Raw genomic sequence first — 15,059 nt, forward strand, 5'->3', positions numbered from 1 at the left:
ATAAATCAAGCATACTTGGAGGTGGCTGTCCATATCTATAAGTATGAGAGACTGAATGATGACCTATAAAAAGGTGGAATGTAATGTGGTCCGCGACTTCGTTTCAACCAATCTCATCTATTTCTTTGTTGCATTCGGCATCATCATCGGTGGTTCTTTGATTGGAGCAATGGGCATGATGCTGATCGGGCGTCCTCCCTTCCAATCGATGAGTGATTTATCACGAACGCTTAAAATCTGGGCAATTGTAGCTGCAATAGGTGGAACCTTTGAAACCATCAATAAGTTCGGAGACAGTTTACTTGTGAATGGATCCTTATTCGAAGTCCTTAAACAATGTATCTATATTATTGCAGCATTGGTGGGAGCTAACTCAGGGCAAGCCGTCATCCATTGGATCACCCAGGAGGATTAAGAGATGCGAATCCCTCCTTTACATCGAAGGAAAGGTTATCAGCGTTTCTTTGCTGGAATCATCCTAGGCTTTATCATTGGCTGGTTCTTTTTTTTATTAAGTTATGGATCATTGCAAGACTTCTACATGACCGAAATTTTAAGAAGAGATGAACAGATCGGAGAGCTTAAGAAAAACCTCCATCATTATATGAGTGAATATGAAGAAAAAAATAAAGAAATCGAAAAAAACTTACGTGTTCAGGAAATTGAAGTGACGATTTTGAACCGTGAAAAGGCGAAGCTTACCGGACTCACTTTCCACGAGTTGGAAAAATCGGTCAAGTTTGAACTCCATGACGTTTTGACGAAAGATATTGAATCCGTATCCAAACATTCTTCTCTGCTGATCAAAACACTCGAGAATAAGGATTTTTTGATTGGTGATCAAACCTTTAAAGTAAAGGTCTATCAAATGCATCTTTATACAACCTTACGTTTATATTTGAACGTTGAACGAAAAAACTAATAGGTTAATTTGACAATTCTTAGACAAATAAGCGTAAGTGTCGCAAAGTACAGGTTCATCGTATACAATAGAAGTAGAAGAAACATGTAAAGGGGAAATGTGTATGATTATCAATCGAAAAGAAATGGCCAAAGCAAAAGTTGAAAAGTTGATGAGCGGATATTCTGCTTTTGCTGAAACGAAAGAAGTTGCAGAACTGATTAAGAAACAAGCAAAAGAGTTGAACATTGATTTCACAGAGGACGTGACAGAAATTGGATCTTGGTTTATTCCAGCCAAACCACAACAGTAATAAGGAAATGAGTTAGCCCCGCCCTTTCATAAAAAAGGAGCAGGGCTATTATTATGTCTTCTTTTAGATGGTTAAGCTTCACTTACGTGTCTTGACCACCGTGGGTTTTGCAGGCTGCGATTAAATCTTGGATGATTTGTTCTGTTTCTTCAATCGTGTAGACTGTGGCACCTGATGCCATTGGATGCCCTCCACCGTTATATTTCGCTGCAATTGTATTGACAATTGGTCCCTTCGAACGTAAGCGAACCCGGATTTGGTCTGGTTCTTCCACGAAAAAGACCCACGCTTTCAAGCCTTCTACATTTGAGAAGGTATTGACGAGCAATGAAGATTCACTCGCTGTCGTGTTATATTCCTCCATTACATCCTTCGTCAAGTAAATGTAACCGACCCCAGGATCAATGTACTGGAAGTGAGATAAAACATAGCCGTTCAATCGAGCTAAGTTTAATGAAACCTTATACATTTCCTCGTAAACTGCAGAAAGGTCGAAATCATAGTTCCGCAGTTCTCCGGCAAACTTCATGGTTTTCTCGGTTGCGTTCGGAAACAGGAATCTGCCTGTATCTCCGACGATCCCAGTGTATAATAACTCGGCTCCTTTATCAGTGAGCTTAAATTGGTGGTGTTCCCTGCCATAAAGGTAAAATTCGTAAATCATCTCACTAACACTGCTTGCATCCGTATCAACCCAAATAAGATTCCCATATTTGTCTTCATTCGGGTGATGATCGATTTTGATCATAAACTCTCCCAAGGAATAACGGGTATCACTGATTCTTGCTTCATTAGCCGTATCACAGACGATGACAAGCGCACCTTTATAAACATCATCCGATATCGTATCCATCCGGTTCATGAACATGAGTGAAGGCTCTTCTTCACCGACAACATAAACAGACTTATCTGGATAATTCGCTTTCAGAATTTCTGCTAAGCCCCCTTGTGATCCGAGTGCGTCAGGATCGGGACGAACATGGCGATGGATGATGATCTTTTCGTATTCATTGATTTTCTTGATAATCTGTTCTTTCATCTGGCTCTCCTTTATCTGTAACCTAATGTTCATTTCTTACGTATGGATTTTTCGTGTGAACTTCTATACAATGGTAGTCGACATCATATCGCATTGGAGGATTATCATGCCTGCATTCATTATCATCATTGTAATTGCTCTAAGTCTTTATATATTCTATAAAATCAAAGAGTTTCGAGTGAAAGCTCCTAATGAAAAACGCTGGACGAAAGCAAAAGCGAATATCGCTTTGGGCGCATTTATCGGTACATATGGCCTGAACCGCTTGTTCATCAACGAGTCAAAGTATGATTTGATCATCGGTGGTATTTTCCTCGTCCTTGGAATTTTGAATATTGTTATGGGATATAAAGCATATAAGTATTTCTTGCCGCTTGCGATCGAAGAGAGCAAGCAAACAAAATCATAAAGCGTATGTTGGGGGCCGACACAATTGTGTCAGCCCCCTTTTTCTAATTCAAAGCCTAATTTAAAGATGTCTGTCGATAAGCTGAGCCATCATAAGGGCTTTTCCTACAACATCCCCTTCATGATAGATCTCAACATCCACTTTTCCATATCGGCGGCTAAGCTCCAATATTTTCGGACGGATTGTGATTTTGCTATCGATCTGGACAGGTTTCAAAAAGTAGAGGGTGATGTTCTCAACGACGAGGTCACCCTTCTTCTGTTTTCGAAGTGCTCGGCTTCCTGCTTCAGACACGAGGGTTGTCATGACCCCATAGGACAACGTTCCAAGGTAACTGGTCATCTGAGGCGTGATTTCGCACGTATACGTTTCTTCATGCTCTTCTTCGATGTCATGCACATGGCTCGTGATCAGATCATCAAATGTTTCGCCGACTTGAGGTTGCTTCTGGATCATCTGCAAGGCCTTCAGCACATCCTGTCTGCTGATAATTCCTTGCAAAGTGTGCTGCGGCCCGATGACCGGCAAAAGTTCGATGCCTTCCCAAATCATCATATGGGCAGCATTCGCAACTGAAGTGGCTCCTTTTACCGTTATCGGGTTTTTCGTCATGACCTTCTCAATCGTCAAATCTTGATTATTCCCGATAATATCCTTGGAAGTCACGACTCCGACCACACGCATCATCCGGTCGACGACAGGATAGCGGCTATGTCCTGTTTTTTCATTCAGTTGATACCACTTTTTAACTTTGTCATCTTTTAATAAATAATCCGTATTCTCGATCGGTGTCGTAATATCACTCACAAGCACGATTTCCTTTTTGATGAGTTGATCATAAATGGCTCGGTTGATCATGGCTGCTACAGTAAACGTATCGTAACTCGTAGAAATGACAGGAAGCTCCAATTCATCAGCGAGCTTTTTTACGGATTCATCTGTATCAAACCCACCAGTAATCAAAACAGCTGCTCCCGCTTTCAAACCGAGGGCATGCGCTTTTGTCCGGTTCCCTACGATTAAGAGGCTATCCGGATCGACGTAACGCATCATCGCTTCCAGCTTCATGGCACCGATGACGAATTTATTCAACGTTTTGTGCAAGCCTTGCTTGCCACCCAAAACTTGTCCATCAACGACATTGACGACCTCTGCAAAAGTCAGCTTTTCAATGTTTTCTTTTCTTTTCTTCTCAATACGGATTGTTCCTACCCGTTCAATCGTGCTGACTGTCCCTTGATTCTCTGCATCTTTTATTGCACGGTAAGCAGTACCCTCACTTACGGAAAGAGCTTTAGCGATTTGCCTGACGGATATTTTGCTTCCGATTTCCAATGATTCGATATATTCTAGAATTTGTTCATGTTTCGTTGCCATCATCTCACCAAGCTTTCTCATGGCTAAGTCTTTCCTATTATACTAAGGGTACACCTCTACTTCAATGTTGTCTTACCTTCCTCCGCTCTTTTTGGATGCGTTTTGATCCAGCAGCTTCTGATCCTGCTTGAGGATATTTCCGGAACATTAGTGCGGAAAGATTCCCACCGATCACTACTACTGCGAAAATCAGCCATATTGCTGAAAACCATCCACTCAGCCCCGGTTCCATCTCGGGTAAGTATGGGATGGCAAAATACACAAGTGCAAGAGCAGCGAGTAAGGATAAAATCAACCTGTTCTTCATCGTCATCTTCTCCCTTCAAAAGAGGTAGTCCTTGTTCCTACTCTATGCAGACACCTCTTAAGAAAGAAGGATTCAGCTTTAAAGTTCGATTGATTCTCCTGACTTGAGGACACGCCCCTTCTTCCCTTCAAGATCGTTGACGAAGGCTTCAGGATCCTGTTCAATGACAGGGAACGTATTGTAATGAACTGGAACGACTGTATTTGCTTTCAACCAGCTCGCAGCAATCGAGGCATCCTCTGGTCCCATTGTAAAGTTATCCCCAATCGGCAAGAAGGCAATATCGATATAATTCTGTTCACCAATCAACTTCATATCTGAGAACAATGCTGTATCTCCAGCATGGTAAACGGTTTTATCCTCTGCTGTAAATAGAAGACCTGCTGGCATTCCTGTATATACCACTGTGCCGTCTTCCTCTGCATAACTTGAACCGTGGAATGCTTGTGTCAGCTTCACTTTTCCAAATTCGAATTGGTATGCACCTCCGATATGCATCGGATGTGTTTCCACACCTTTTGTAGCCAGATAGTTCGCTAGTTCAAATGGTGCTACAACAAGAGAGTCATTCCTTTTCGCAATATCAACAGTATCACCGACATGATCGTTATGACCATGCGTAAGGAGGATGACGTCTGCTTTCACATCATCTGCTTCAATATGGCATTGTTCATTACCCGTTATGAACGGATCAATCCAAATCGACTTGCCGTTTGTTTCAATTGCGACTACAGAATGTCCATAATACGTTACTTTCATTATGATCTCTCCTCTTTCCAAATTTGTTGTTAGATCTGTTCTAATCCTTCTACCTAAATGATTCCCATTCCTTCCTTCAAGTAAAAAGATGAACACATATTTCTTGTACCCGTTTCAATCTGATTTTAAAAAGTGGATTAGTAAAGGGCTGACCCTGCATCATGAAACGATGTATCGGATCAGCCCTTTTCATTTTTTCTTACCTTCGATTACGAAAGCATTTTTCGGACATCTTTATATTCTAATTGATGCGCCTGGGAAACAGCTTCGTATGTCACATAACCATCAAGCGTGTTGATGCCTTTCAATAAAGCTTCGTTTTCCTGGCATGCTTTTTCATAGCCTTTGTTTGCGATTTGCAGCGCATATGGTACTGTCACATTTGTCAAAGCAATCGTTGACGTACGTGGAACAGCACCTGGCATGTTCGCCACTGCATAGTGGACAACCCCATGCTTATCGTAAGTCGGGTTATCGTGAGTCGTAATGCGATCAGTCGTTTCAAAAATACCGCCTTGGTCAATGGCCACATCCACAAGGACAGATCCCTTACGCATCTCTTTAATCATTTCTTCTGTAACAAGTTTCGGTGCTTTTGCGCCAGGGATGAGGACGGCACCGATGACAAGATCAGAATCCACGACTGACTCTGCAATATTCAACGGATTAGACATCAACGTATTGATATCTGAACCGAAAATATCATCTAACTGACGTAAACGTTCAGGGTTCAAGTCGATTACGGTTACGCTTGCTCCAAGTCCGACAGCAATCTTGGCTGCATTCGTTCCAGCTACACCGCCACCGATAACCGTAACCTTTCCGCGTTTGACACCAGGTACTCCTCCAAGTAGGATCCCCATGCCACCATGTGGCTTTTCAAGGAATGAAGCACCGATTTGAGTCGCCATGCGTCCTGCAACTTCACTCATTGGTGTGAGTAATGGAAGGCTGCGGTTCGGAAGTTGAACGGTTTCATAGGCAATTCCGACAACCTTATTATCAATAAGTGCTTTCGTCAATTCCGGTTCAGCTGCTAAGTGAAGGTATGTAAATAAGATCAACCCTTCTCGGAAATATTGATATTCCTCTTTCAAAGGTTCTTTGACCTTCATGACCATTTCCATACTCCACGCTTCTTCAGCCGTATCAACGATGTGAGCACCCGCTTCAACGTATTGTTCATCTGTAAATCCTGAGCCTACACCAGCATCTTTTTCAATGTAAACTTCATGACCGGAAGTCAATAAGTTCACAACCCCGGCTGGAGTCATTGCAACACGATTTTCATTGTTCTTAATTTCTCTTGGTACACCAATTCGCATAGTTTGCGACCTCCTAAATCAACAAATCTTCATCCAGTCCGTAAGACTGCCCATTTAAAGATAACACCAAATATAAAAAAGAAAAAGAGAAAATTCGTAAGATATCGTTTCCATTTTAACATATCTAAAAATCATAAAGGGGATGACCAATAAGGTCACCCTTTGGTACATCTGATTTGATTTATTTAAGTCGATTTTCTTCAGCCAGCTGATTCGGCGATTGATGCTCAACAGACTGATCAACAACCCCGCTTTCATAGGACTGCATGATCTGTTGTTGAACCTCAAACTCACCATTCGCATCGTATTGGAATGCTTCAGGCTTTTTCGGTTGTTTTTGCATGATGACTGCCTCCTTTTCGAACGACCTCACCCTTAGTATGTACCTCAGCTCAGCGGATATTGCGAAAAGATAAAATTTGTTGGGTGCAGCACAACTCATGATGCCGGAATTCTAAGGAGTAATCGTAGCCTTACACATCCATTTTCTGTACAATGTGGTTTAGTAGGGGGGATGAAGATGACGTATTCGTTCCAAATTGATGAAAGGTTAGGCATTAAATTGCCTGTTCTTGAGCAGTCATGGAATCAATATACGATCCAATCACAAGAAACGATCCTATCCGAATGGGAGACGATCAGAGGAAAAATTCCTGACCGGATCAAAGAGCTGGAATGTGAAATCAATCGAAAACAAAGTCAGTTGAACATAGAAGAGAATTTTGAACGTTCCTGTCAATTGAATTCCGAAATTGCAGAGTTGGCATCCATCATCAATGACCTTTGGATTTGGTATAGAATGAACAATCACATTTCTACTAAAGGACACCAGTAAGTGAAAATATCTGTCCTTTTATCGGAGGATCCTTAATCCATGCAGCCTGAAAAAGTCACATTTACAACGAAAGAACTCATCTTACTTGTGGTCATTACGGTTTCCGGATTATTAACAGCCGTCTCCTTCGGATTTCAACTGCTGATCGGTTTCTTTCCAGGGTTCGGCTTTTTGATCCACAAAATTATCCAAAAGGGTATTTCTTTTGAGAGTATTCGGCATACCGCAATAAAGGGTATACATCGTAATCGGGAAATCATATGGCTGCTTTCATTGATTGGCATTCTTCTGCCTTCTTGGGCGATCATCGGAACTGTACCGAATATGGTTGCCTTTATCTTATCCATCATTCAGCCGGAGCACTTTCTGCTTTTAGCATTTTTGATGACGATGGTCATTTCGATGATTCTTGGCACTTCGGTAGGGAGCTTGAGTGTGATCGGACTACCCTTGATTGGGACCGCTCAAGCCCTCGGCGTACCATTGGATTGGACAGCAGGAGCACTCATTTCAGGTGCATTCGTCGGTGATCGATCTTCCCCATTATCGAGTGCCTTTCAATTGCTCGCCTCTTCACTTGAAATCGAGACCAAAAAGCAATTCATGGCCATTATCCCGACTGCATTCCTAACCATTATCGTAAGCAGTGGGCTGTTTGCATGGCTGGATCAGTCTCTAGCATTGGACAATCGTGATCAAAATGGCGCTTCGTTCACATGGATGATGACAGAGTGGATCGTGTACATTCCACTGGTGATTTTAATCATTGCAGTCTTGATAGGTATTAGAATTCGCTATTCCTTCATGTTGAGTATAGCGGCTTCTTTTATAACGCTTCTTGTAAAGGGCCTCCCAGTCGTTGAATGGGTACATGCCATTGTATTCGGCATCGATGGAATTGGTGGATTTTTAGGAATGGTTCCATTCATCATCTTCATCAGTGTAGTAGGGATCTATAGTGAAATTTTAGAGAGGTACCAAATCGTCCAACCTTATATCAACAAATTGCTGAACAACGGCCAATCATTGACTGTAAATTCTGTTCAAGGTGTGTCTTTGGCATTTGCGATCTCACTCATTTCACCGAATCAATCTTTCCCGATCATCTTGAACGGAAGAATGCTGCTGCCTCATTGGAAGAAGTATTTCAATCCACAACAGCTCGCCAGGGTCGTCAGTGATTCAACGATGGTTTACGCTGGACTTGTGCCCTGGAGCCTGCTTGCTGTTTTATGCAGTACGATCTTAGGAGTCCCGGTCCTTCAATACATGATGTTTGCTTTCTTTTTATGGCTATCACCTCTGATTACAATCGGCTATTCCTTCTTTCGTGAAAAGAAAGCACATCTCGCCCATAACATTTAAACCTAAAAAAAGGATTGACCATTCTGAATGGTCAATCCTTTCGTATTTCGCGTACAATATGGTTCAATTCAGGTATGATCAGCTTCGACATTGCGAGCTTGACTGCTCCGCTTGAGCCTGGAATTGAAAAGACGGCGGTATCTTCATAAACTCCGGCGACTGCCCGGCTCATTATTGCCGCAGATCCGATGTCTTCTGTGTAACTTAGCATCCGGAACAATTCGCCGAATCCAGGTATCTCTTTATGTAACATGCCGGATACAGCCTCAACCGTGACATCTCGTTTCGCAATTCCAGTCCCGCCATTCAGGATGATTGCATCCGTTGATGAATCAACCGCTCCATCATTGATTGCATCGAATATGAATTCAATTTCATCCTTTACAATGGTATAGGAAATGATTCGATGGCCATTTTGTTCAAGTGCATCAAGAATTAATTTTCCGCTCTTATCCGTCTCTTCCGTCCGGGTATCACTGACCGTTACGACTCTAACATTCACTTGTTCGGGCGCTTCTCGTTTATGTTCAGCTACACTCACGTTCTTCACTCCTTATGATGCTTCTCAAGCAACCATCTTTTTTGGTAAAAATGATTAGCAAAATCGGTGATTTGTCGGGATAATTGATAATTTGCTGCTGCACCATACACCATCCCCATCAACGGAATACCTTGAATCAATCGCTTCCTCAACGTGAACAGGATGACCCCTTTTCCTATTAATCCCACAAGATGACGGGTCCATTGTTGATCAGCAACGACTTCATCCGTATCAAAGAAATATGGATTCATATCCGGTTCAGTCGCTTCACTCAGTAGCTTTTCCCATGCGTTTTGCTGATGCTCCTTCGGAAGCGTAGCAGCATGGAAAACCTTCAGTGATAGCATCGTTTCATACGGCTGATTGATTGCATACCCATAGGACAAAGCAATAACTTGGATGGATCTAAGATGTGCGGCAATGCTTGCCGGGATATCGATTCCTAAGAACAGAAGTCCTCCTGCACCACTAAGCCCTCCCTGAGCAAATGACAACAGTCGATGCTTTGCCACTTGGTGTTGTGCGATATAGCGCAATTGTTCAATTCGGCAATCCGCTATATCTTCGAATACCGCCACATCTGCATTCATTGCCTGAGCTGAAAGGAGTACTCTTTGCTTCGTATCCTGCTGAAACTGGCTGTTCAGAATGATCGAATGCAAGTGGAAGAGTAAATTATCGATTGTATGTAAAGCTTTATCTCTCCATTTCGGACTCAGTTTTTCCATCGCTTCGTCGAAAGTCCGAACGTAAGCCCTGCTGAAGTCTGTCGGGACATATGTAAAATATTCCTGTTCCCACTTTTCAATCGAAGACCATATTTGTTTCTCGTTCTTTGACCAATCCATTTCAGCACCTCCGTAACTTTGCATCCATTATATCAAACTACACACAGTAAAATCACTAAGAGGCTGATAAGGTCATTTTGTAAAAAGAAATCAACAAAAAAACTCCATCTACTTGAGACGGAGTTTTAACATTCTTTATTGCGAAAGACGTACAGTATCTCGTGCAATCATCACTTCTTCGTTTGTCGGGATGATCAGTACTTTTACAGGTGAATGTGGATAGTTCAGGAATGCTTCCTTTCCACGCACCTTGTTCAAGGCTGGGTCCCAATATACGCCCATGAACTCAAGTCCTTTCAAGACACGTTCGCGAATGACATCACTGTTTTCTCCAATACCAGCTGTGAACACAATCGCATCAATTCCGTGCATTTTTGAAGCATATGAACCAATGTATTTGTGAATTCGCCCTGCAAATACCTCTAATGCAAGCTCGGCACGCTCATTACCTTCCTCAGCCTGTTGTTCAATGTCACGCAGGTCACTAGAAAATCCGGATACACCTAGCAATCCACTTTCCTTGTTCAACACGTTCATGACTTCCTCTGCTGTCTTTCCGGTCTTATCCATGATATACGGAATAAGTGCTGGGTCAATGTTTCCAGAACGCGTACCCATTGTCACACCTGCAAGTGGAGTGAATCCCATGGATGTATCGATTGATTTTCCACCTTCGATGGCTGCGATACTCGCTCCATTTCCAAGGTGACATGAAATCAAGCGTAGCTGCTCAATCGGTCGGCCTAATAGTTCAGCACAACGTTGAGAGACATATTTGTGGCTTGTGCCGTGGAAACCATATTTTCTGATTCCGAACTCCTTATAATAATCATATGGAAGACTGTAAAGGAATGATTGCTCAGGCATCGTCTGGTGGAACGCCGTATCAAATACCGCAACAGCTGGAACATCTGGAAGTATCTCTTTAAATGCTTTGATTCCGACAATGTTTGCTGGATTGTGTAGAGGAGCCAAATCAGAAACCTCTTCAATCTCTTTAATGACTTCATCCGTAATCAACACGGAATCGTTGAATTTCTCACCGCCGTGGACGACCCGGTGCCCGATCCCTTCAATTTCATCATAAGAACCGATGATATTGTGGTTGATCAATTTATCCAAGAGCATCTTGACCGCAACTGAATGATCTTCGATGTCTGTCACTTCTTTCACCTTTTCACCGTTAACCTCGATTGTGAACACGCTGTCAGGAAGGCCGATTCGTTCGACAAGTCCTTTTGTTATGACTGCTTCCTCAGGCATTTTTAACAGCTGGAATTTCAATGATGAACTTCCGGCATTAATGGCCAGTACCTTTTGCATATCTATGACAACTCCTTCATTGTTGAAGCATTTTTACCAAAAAACCTGCTACCATTAAACCACCAGTCCACGGTATCCTGCAAGGCTGGAAAGCGTTTTCCACCCATATTCATTATTTTCAGATTTGAATGCGATTTCATTTCGTTCTTCTGGATAAAAGCGAAATGCCAAACTCGTTTTTAAGTTAACCAGTAAACGACGTCTTAAACCAATTATCGATCTTGGCCACAATACCTTGCAGCGCCTGAGGCTCAGAAAAGCTAGGAAGTTCAGCCATCAAGGCTTCTTTAGGCGGTTCGACGTCTTCTCCTTTCTTTTGTAAAAAGAAAATGCTTTTTGCCTGCTCTTCTTTTTTGAACATCGTCAATGGCAACTGAAGCAACCCGTGAATGACAGCCTCTTCTTTCAGGAAGCTGTTCAGTTTCTTCGCTTCATCGCCCGCAAATAGGAAGTTCGGAATAAGGAAAAACAGGAAGCCGCCTTCCTTGGCATGCCTCAACCCCTGTTCAATCATGAGATGGTGGGCCAAGGAATGACCTGAATCTGCCTTAAGCTGATAATTGGATGCGGTCTGATCATCAGGATAATACCCGACCGGCAAGTCTGTCACCACGACATCGACTGGGTCAATCATGAGGGATTTCAAACTATCCTGGTGATAAAGCTGTATATCATGCTCTTGGGCATTAAGGCTTGCATAAGCCAGCTTGATCAACGTCTCGTCCACCTCAGAACCGTAACTGAAAACAGGCTTCTTAATTTGATTTAGTAGGGCAGAAACGAGATTTCCTGTGCCGATTGCTGGATCGAGCAACGTGATACGCTCTTTCTTCGAGATCGTCTTTTCCACCAAGTACCCGACAAACAAGGCTACAGCATCCGGCGTCATAGCATGATGAGATTGAACACCATCCTGCATCCCTTTCAAGATCGCTAATTGGAAGCCTTTCCTGATTTCTTCCTTCGTTAAATCATCTAATGAAATGGACTCGTATTTATAGAGTAGATCCTGTTTTGTCTGGTCATCAAATCGATCCGGTATGCCCCCCTGGACGAGGTATTCACCGGTCAATGCCAATCCATCGAGATACGTTGATTGGTCTTGTTCTGATAGGATCGTTGCTGTTTCATGCAGCAAGCGATAAAATGATTCGACTTTCTTAAATTCAGCCATACTAAAATCCTCCTATAATGCATCTAAAGCTATTGTACCAAATCCTTTGTATCAAAGAAAAAAGGTTAACCCGGCAGTGCCGGCAATAATACGGTAGCGTTGTACCGTAGTTATGCCGACAGCTGTGAGGTTAACCCTGTCCATCATTTATGAAAGGAACTACGTATTACTCTGCAGACTTCGCTGCTTCGACTGCAGCCTCATAGTCAGGATGATTCGTCGCTTCATTTACATATTCAACATATGTCACTTTATCATTGGAGTCTACGACAAATACAGCACGAGTCAGAAGACGTAACTCTTCAATCGCTACACCGTACGCTTTTCCGAATGAAAGATCACGATGGTCAGAAAGTGTCTGTACATTCTCAACACCTGCGGCACCACACCATCTTTTCTGTGCCATTGGAAGATCGACACTGATCGTCAGTACCTTGACGTTATCAAGCTTACCTGCTTCTTCGTTGAAACGACGGGTCTGTTGATCGCATACGCCCGTATCAAGAGATGGAACGACACTGATAAGTCGAACGGAACCCTTCGTATCTTCAAGTGTCACTTCAGACATGTCATTTGCAAGAACTGTGAAATCTGGAGCTGTGTCACCTACGTTTACTTCGTTTCCTAATAATGTCACTGGTTTTTCTTTAAACGTTACTGCTGCCATTGCTTAACAACTCCTTTTAAAAGGTTATCTGAACAAGTTAATGGTAAACTTTCTGGTTACGGCTTTCAAGTAATAAGTTTAAAAGGATCCGAAATCTTCATTCATTCAAAAAAGCCTGGTACTCTCGGCAGAGTATCAGGCTTTCTTTTTTATGGCAATTATTAAAAATCAAGATCCTGCTTTTGTCGTCGTTCCGATTGGTGTTGGGTCTGTTGGAGGTCCGGTTGTTGATGGCGTTGGTCCTTATTGGATCTCGAACCACCACTTTGTCCATTGTTCATCATCTTTTGGATCTTTTCAACGACTTGTGGAGCTAGGTCCAACAAACGCTCATAGAGATGGGTACTATTATCTAGATGAATCGTCTTCACTCCGGAAGAATTGACGATCAGAAACGCAATCGGTGTGATGGATACTCCACCACCGCTTCCTCCACCAAACGGCAGAGATTCGCCATCTGAACTCCCCTTCGAGTGACCTGACGTTGAAGGATTAAATTGGCTTCCACCAGCTGCAAAGCCGAATCCGACCTTGGAAACTGTAAGGATGACACTTCCATCAGGGGTTTCAACAGGGTCTCCGATGATCGTATTGACATCGATCATTTCCTTAATATTCTCCATTGCCGTTTGCATCAAGCCCTGGATTGGATGTTCTGACATGCTGTTTCCTTCCCTTCCAATTTTTTACGATCTGATATGCTGCGAGCATAGCTTTCCCGATTCGAAAAGAAAACATACATTGTAATTGCATTTCGACGATTGGAAGCTGAAAAGAAGGATGAACCTCAATGATCGGGGGCTTCTTTAGAGTGGTCATGGAGCTGACAAGTGCTGCTACACTGCCTTTAATCGTCCATAACATACCTGAAAAAATTCCAGTTGAAGCTGCATCTCCTGTCCCGATTGTAGTGAACCACTGAAATTCTTCCGTATGTACCGTCTTCAAGAATCTTCTGATGATCCTGTGAAGCTGATAAATCGAATCAATCAACTCTTTCGTTTCATGGGCTCTCTCAATAAGCGTTTCTGCCTGGAAAATAGCTTCCCGATCTTTTTCTCGGTCCTGTTCGCCGAATTCCAATTCCGTCTGATAGTTTACATGCATGCCATCTTCCTCCATGTTTACCTGGTCAAACGGAATATACCAGGAATAATGAAGCTTCCCTCTCAAAAAATGCGCATGGATTGTACATGCATCTTTTTCAGCATTACGGATATAGGTTATGGAGATCCTTACTCTACTAAGTAGAAGGAACGTTATTAAGATACTAATCACAAGCAGGATACCGATGAGCCAATACATCCAACTGACCACCTTTTAATAAAGCTTTAAATATAAAAAAGACCTATCAGCATTATGTACTGACAGGTCTTGAACGATACCTACTTCTTCGTATGGATGACTCTTGTATCTGCAAATATATCATGCAAAGCTCTCTTTTCACTCGTGAACGCTGCAATAAGGTAACCGATGGCAAGAATCTTTATACTGATGAAACGTCCAATCACTTCTCTGAAAAAGAGGGTCGACCAATTTAATCGATCATCCAAGTCTTTTGTAACGACCTTGATCGCCAAAACCATTTTTCCAAGTGTTTGACCGAAAAACCTTGTCATGAGTAGAAAGTAACCGTAGAAGATGACTGCAGTCAATATCGCCTTCAAAGAAAAGATGCTTTCATCCGACAACGGAAGATCGAACCAACGGAAGGTAGGATAAATCAAGATTCGATATAGGCTGCCTATGACAAGAAGATCAATCAAGTTTGCCCACAACCTCATCCAAAATCCAGCATAAACCTTCTCCTTGGGCGGGTTAGTTGAAGGGGAATCAAAGCCTGATTGATGCTCCTCTGATTGTATATGGTCCAAGT

The 15,059-nt window shown here is 42.5% G+C and carries 20 protein-coding genes; 6 read left to right on the top strand and 14 right to left on the bottom strand.

The genetic code is table 11. The features are described 5' to 3' along the window. The first annotated feature begins 55 nt into the window (after window positions 1–55). The 3 genes from V1497_RS13905 to V1497_RS13915 all read left to right on the top strand — a co-directional run bounded on the left by V1497_RS13905 (window position 56) and on the right by V1497_RS13915 (window position 1,214). Complete coding sequence (locus V1497_RS13905; RefSeq protein WP_349408130.1) at window positions 56–415, top strand: YtrH family sporulation protein; 360 nt, start codon at window positions 56–58, stop codon at window positions 413–415. Between the two features lie 3 nt (window positions 416–418). Continuing rightward, window positions 419–922: a sporulation membrane protein YtrI gene (ytrI, locus tag V1497_RS13910; RefSeq protein WP_349408131.1), complete on the top strand. Its 504-nt coding sequence runs from the start codon at window positions 419–421 to the stop codon at window positions 920–922. 103 nt (window positions 923–1,025) lie between these two features. Then, window positions 1,026–1,214 (top strand): hypothetical protein, encoded by a 189-nt coding sequence (locus V1497_RS13915; protein ID WP_349408132.1) that lies wholly within the window; start codon window positions 1,026–1,028, stop codon window positions 1,212–1,214. Between the two features lie 82 nt (window positions 1,215–1,296). On the opposite strand, the gene V1497_RS13920 is transcribed toward V1497_RS13915, so the two are convergent. Beyond that, window positions 1,297–2,253 (bottom strand): bifunctional oligoribonuclease/PAP phosphatase NrnA, encoded by a 957-nt coding sequence (locus tag V1497_RS13920; protein WP_349408133.1) that lies wholly within the window; start codon window positions 2,251–2,253, stop codon window positions 1,297–1,299. A 106-nt stretch (window positions 2,254–2,359) separates the two neighbouring features. Between V1497_RS13920 and V1497_RS13925 the strand changes: the two genes are divergently transcribed. Continuing rightward, window positions 2,360–2,662 (top strand): YtpI family protein, encoded by a 303-nt coding sequence (locus tag V1497_RS13925; protein WP_349408134.1) that lies wholly within the window; start codon window positions 2,360–2,362, stop codon window positions 2,660–2,662. Between the two features lie 60 nt (window positions 2,663–2,722). Here the strand turns inward: V1497_RS13925 and V1497_RS13930 are convergent, their stop codons facing one another. The 5 genes from V1497_RS13930 to V1497_RS13950 all read right to left on the bottom strand — a co-directional run bounded on the left by V1497_RS13930 (window position 2,723) and on the right by V1497_RS13950 (window position 6,773). Beyond that, window positions 2,723–4,039 (bottom strand): CBS domain-containing protein, encoded by a 1,317-nt coding sequence (locus V1497_RS13930; protein WP_349410828.1) that lies wholly within the window; start codon window positions 4,037–4,039, stop codon window positions 2,723–2,725. A gap of 61 nt (window positions 4,040–4,100) precedes the next feature. Beyond that, a complete protein-coding gene (locus tag V1497_RS13935; protein WP_349408135.1) occupies window positions 4,101–4,346 on the bottom strand; it encodes a hypothetical protein in 246 nt (81 codons plus the stop codon). Between the two features lie 78 nt (window positions 4,347–4,424). Next, entirely contained in the window at window positions 4,425–5,105 is a 681-nt protein-coding gene (locus V1497_RS13940; RefSeq protein WP_349408136.1) for a metal-dependent hydrolase, read from the bottom strand. A gap of 209 nt (window positions 5,106–5,314) precedes the next feature. Beyond that, window positions 5,315–6,430, bottom strand: coding sequence for an alanine dehydrogenase (gene ald / locus V1497_RS13945; RefSeq protein WP_349408137.1), 1,116 nt, complete (start codon window positions 6,428–6,430; stop codon window positions 5,315–5,317). Between the two features lie 181 nt (window positions 6,431–6,611). Next, window positions 6,612–6,773, bottom strand: a complete 162-nt coding sequence (locus V1497_RS13950; RefSeq protein WP_349408138.1) for a hypothetical protein — start codon at window positions 6,771–6,773, stop codon at window positions 6,612–6,614. A gap of 177 nt (window positions 6,774–6,950) precedes the next feature. Here V1497_RS13950 and V1497_RS13955 point away from each other — a divergent pair, with 177 nt between their 5' ends. Both V1497_RS13955 and V1497_RS13960 read left to right on the top strand, forming a co-directional pair. Beyond that, window positions 6,951–7,265 carry a hypothetical protein gene (locus V1497_RS13955; RefSeq protein ID WP_349408139.1) on the top strand — a complete coding sequence of 105 codons (315 nt, stop codon included), beginning with the start codon at window positions 6,951–6,953 and terminating at the stop codon, window positions 7,263–7,265. Window positions 7,266–7,304: 39 nt separating this feature from the next. Continuing rightward, on the top strand, window positions 7,305–8,630 hold the full coding sequence (locus V1497_RS13960) for a Na+/H+ antiporter NhaC family protein (RefSeq protein WP_349408140.1): 1,326 nt from the start codon (window positions 7,305–7,307) through the stop codon (window positions 8,628–8,630). A gap of 31 nt (window positions 8,631–8,661) precedes the next feature. On the opposite strand, the gene V1497_RS13965 is transcribed toward V1497_RS13960, so the two are convergent. From V1497_RS13965 to V1497_RS14000, 8 genes are all read right to left on the bottom strand, one after another. Then, complete coding sequence (locus V1497_RS13965; RefSeq protein WP_349408141.1) at window positions 8,662–9,171, bottom strand: molybdenum cofactor biosynthesis protein B; 510 nt, start codon at window positions 9,169–9,171, stop codon at window positions 8,662–8,664. A 5-nt stretch (window positions 9,172–9,176) separates the two neighbouring features. Further along, window positions 9,177–10,019: an EcsC family protein gene (locus tag V1497_RS13970; protein WP_349408142.1), complete on the bottom strand. Its 843-nt coding sequence runs from the start codon at window positions 10,017–10,019 to the stop codon at window positions 9,177–9,179. Between the two features lie 135 nt (window positions 10,020–10,154). After that, window positions 10,155–11,342, bottom strand: coding sequence for an acetate kinase (locus tag V1497_RS13975; protein WP_349408143.1), 1,188 nt, complete (start codon window positions 11,340–11,342; stop codon window positions 10,155–10,157). A gap of 184 nt (window positions 11,343–11,526) precedes the next feature. Continuing rightward, entirely contained in the window at window positions 11,527–12,516 is a 990-nt protein-coding gene (locus V1497_RS13980) for a class I SAM-dependent methyltransferase (protein ID WP_349408144.1), read from the bottom strand. 166 nt (window positions 12,517–12,682) lie between these two features. Next, window positions 12,683–13,183 carry a thiol peroxidase gene (gene tpx / locus V1497_RS13985; RefSeq protein WP_349408145.1) on the bottom strand — a complete coding sequence of 167 codons (501 nt, stop codon included), beginning with the start codon at window positions 13,181–13,183 and terminating at the stop codon, window positions 12,683–12,685. A gap of 161 nt (window positions 13,184–13,344) precedes the next feature. Next, window positions 13,345–13,845 carry a GerW family sporulation protein gene (ytfJ, locus tag V1497_RS13990; RefSeq protein WP_349408146.1) on the bottom strand — a complete coding sequence of 167 codons (501 nt, stop codon included), beginning with the start codon at window positions 13,843–13,845 and terminating at the stop codon, window positions 13,345–13,347. Then, window positions 13,793–14,488: a DUF2953 domain-containing protein gene (locus tag V1497_RS13995; RefSeq protein WP_349408147.1), complete on the bottom strand. Its 696-nt coding sequence runs from the start codon at window positions 14,486–14,488 to the stop codon at window positions 13,793–13,795. The genes ytfJ and V1497_RS13995 overlap by 53 nt, the downstream gene beginning before the upstream one ends. An 80-nt stretch (window positions 14,489–14,568) precedes the next feature. After that, a complete protein-coding gene (locus tag V1497_RS14000; protein WP_349408148.1) occupies window positions 14,569–15,057 on the bottom strand; it encodes an RDD family protein in 489 nt (162 codons plus the stop codon). Window positions 15,058–15,059: the final 2 nt, after the last annotated feature.

The sequence above is a fragment of the Pseudalkalibacillus sp. SCS-8 genome, assembly GCF_040126055.1.
Taxonomy (GTDB): domain Bacteria; phylum Bacillota; class Bacilli; order Bacillales; family Fictibacillaceae; genus Pseudalkalibacillus; species Pseudalkalibacillus nanhaiensis.

Excerpts from the sequence above, each read along its gene's own strand:
- V1497_RS13950 (WP_349408138.1), bottom strand. The coding sequence starts at position 6,773 with ATGCAAAAACAACCGAAAAAGCCTGAAGCATTCCAATACGATGCGAAT.
- V1497_RS13970 (WP_349408142.1), bottom strand. The coding sequence starts at position 10,019 with ATGGATTGGTCAAAGAACGAGAAACAAATATGGTCTTCGATTGAAAAG.
- V1497_RS13920 (WP_349408133.1), bottom strand. The coding sequence starts at position 2,253 with ATGAAAGAACAGATTATCAAGAAAATCAATGAATACGAAAAGATCATC.
- V1497_RS13935 (WP_349408135.1), bottom strand. The coding sequence starts at position 4,346 with ATGAAGAACAGGTTGATTTTATCCTTACTCGCTGCTCTTGCACTTGTG.
- ytrI (WP_349408131.1), top strand. The coding sequence starts at position 419 with ATGCGAATCCCTCCTTTACATCGAAGGAAAGGTTATCAGCGTTTCTTT.
- tpx (WP_349408145.1), bottom strand. The coding sequence starts at position 13,183 with ATGGCAGCAGTAACGTTTAAAGAAAAACCAGTGACATTATTAGGAAAC.
- V1497_RS13980 (WP_349408144.1), bottom strand. The coding sequence starts at position 12,516 with ATGGCTGAATTTAAGAAAGTCGAATCATTTTATCGCTTGCTGCATGAA.
- V1497_RS13930 (WP_349410828.1), bottom strand. The coding sequence starts at position 4,039 with ATGGCAACGAAACATGAACAAATTCTAGAATATATCGAATCATTGGAA.
- V1497_RS13925 (WP_349408134.1), top strand. The coding sequence starts at position 2,360 with ATGCCTGCATTCATTATCATCATTGTAATTGCTCTAAGTCTTTATATA.
- V1497_RS13995 (WP_349408147.1), bottom strand. The coding sequence starts at position 14,488 with ATGTATTGGCTCATCGGTATCCTGCTTGTGATTAGTATCTTAATAACG.
- V1497_RS13975 (WP_349408143.1), bottom strand. The coding sequence starts at position 11,342 with ATGCAAAAGGTACTGGCCATTAATGCCGGAAGTTCATCATTGAAATTC.
- ytfJ (WP_349408146.1), bottom strand. The coding sequence starts at position 13,845 with ATGTCAGAACATCCAATCCAGGGCTTGATGCAAACGGCAATGGAGAAT.
- ald (WP_349408137.1), bottom strand. The coding sequence starts at position 6,430 with ATGCGAATTGGTGTACCAAGAGAAATTAAGAACAATGAAAATCGTGTT.
- V1497_RS13915 (WP_349408132.1), top strand. The coding sequence starts at position 1,026 with ATGATTATCAATCGAAAAGAAATGGCCAAAGCAAAAGTTGAAAAGTTG.
- V1497_RS13960 (WP_349408140.1), top strand. The coding sequence starts at position 7,305 with ATGCAGCCTGAAAAAGTCACATTTACAACGAAAGAACTCATCTTACTT.
- V1497_RS13940 (WP_349408136.1), bottom strand. The coding sequence starts at position 5,105 with ATGAAAGTAACGTATTATGGACATTCTGTAGTCGCAATTGAAACAAAC.
- V1497_RS13955 (WP_349408139.1), top strand. The coding sequence starts at position 6,951 with ATGACGTATTCGTTCCAAATTGATGAAAGGTTAGGCATTAAATTGCCT.
- V1497_RS13905 (WP_349408130.1), top strand. The coding sequence starts at position 56 with ATGATGACCTATAAAAAGGTGGAATGTAATGTGGTCCGCGACTTCGTT.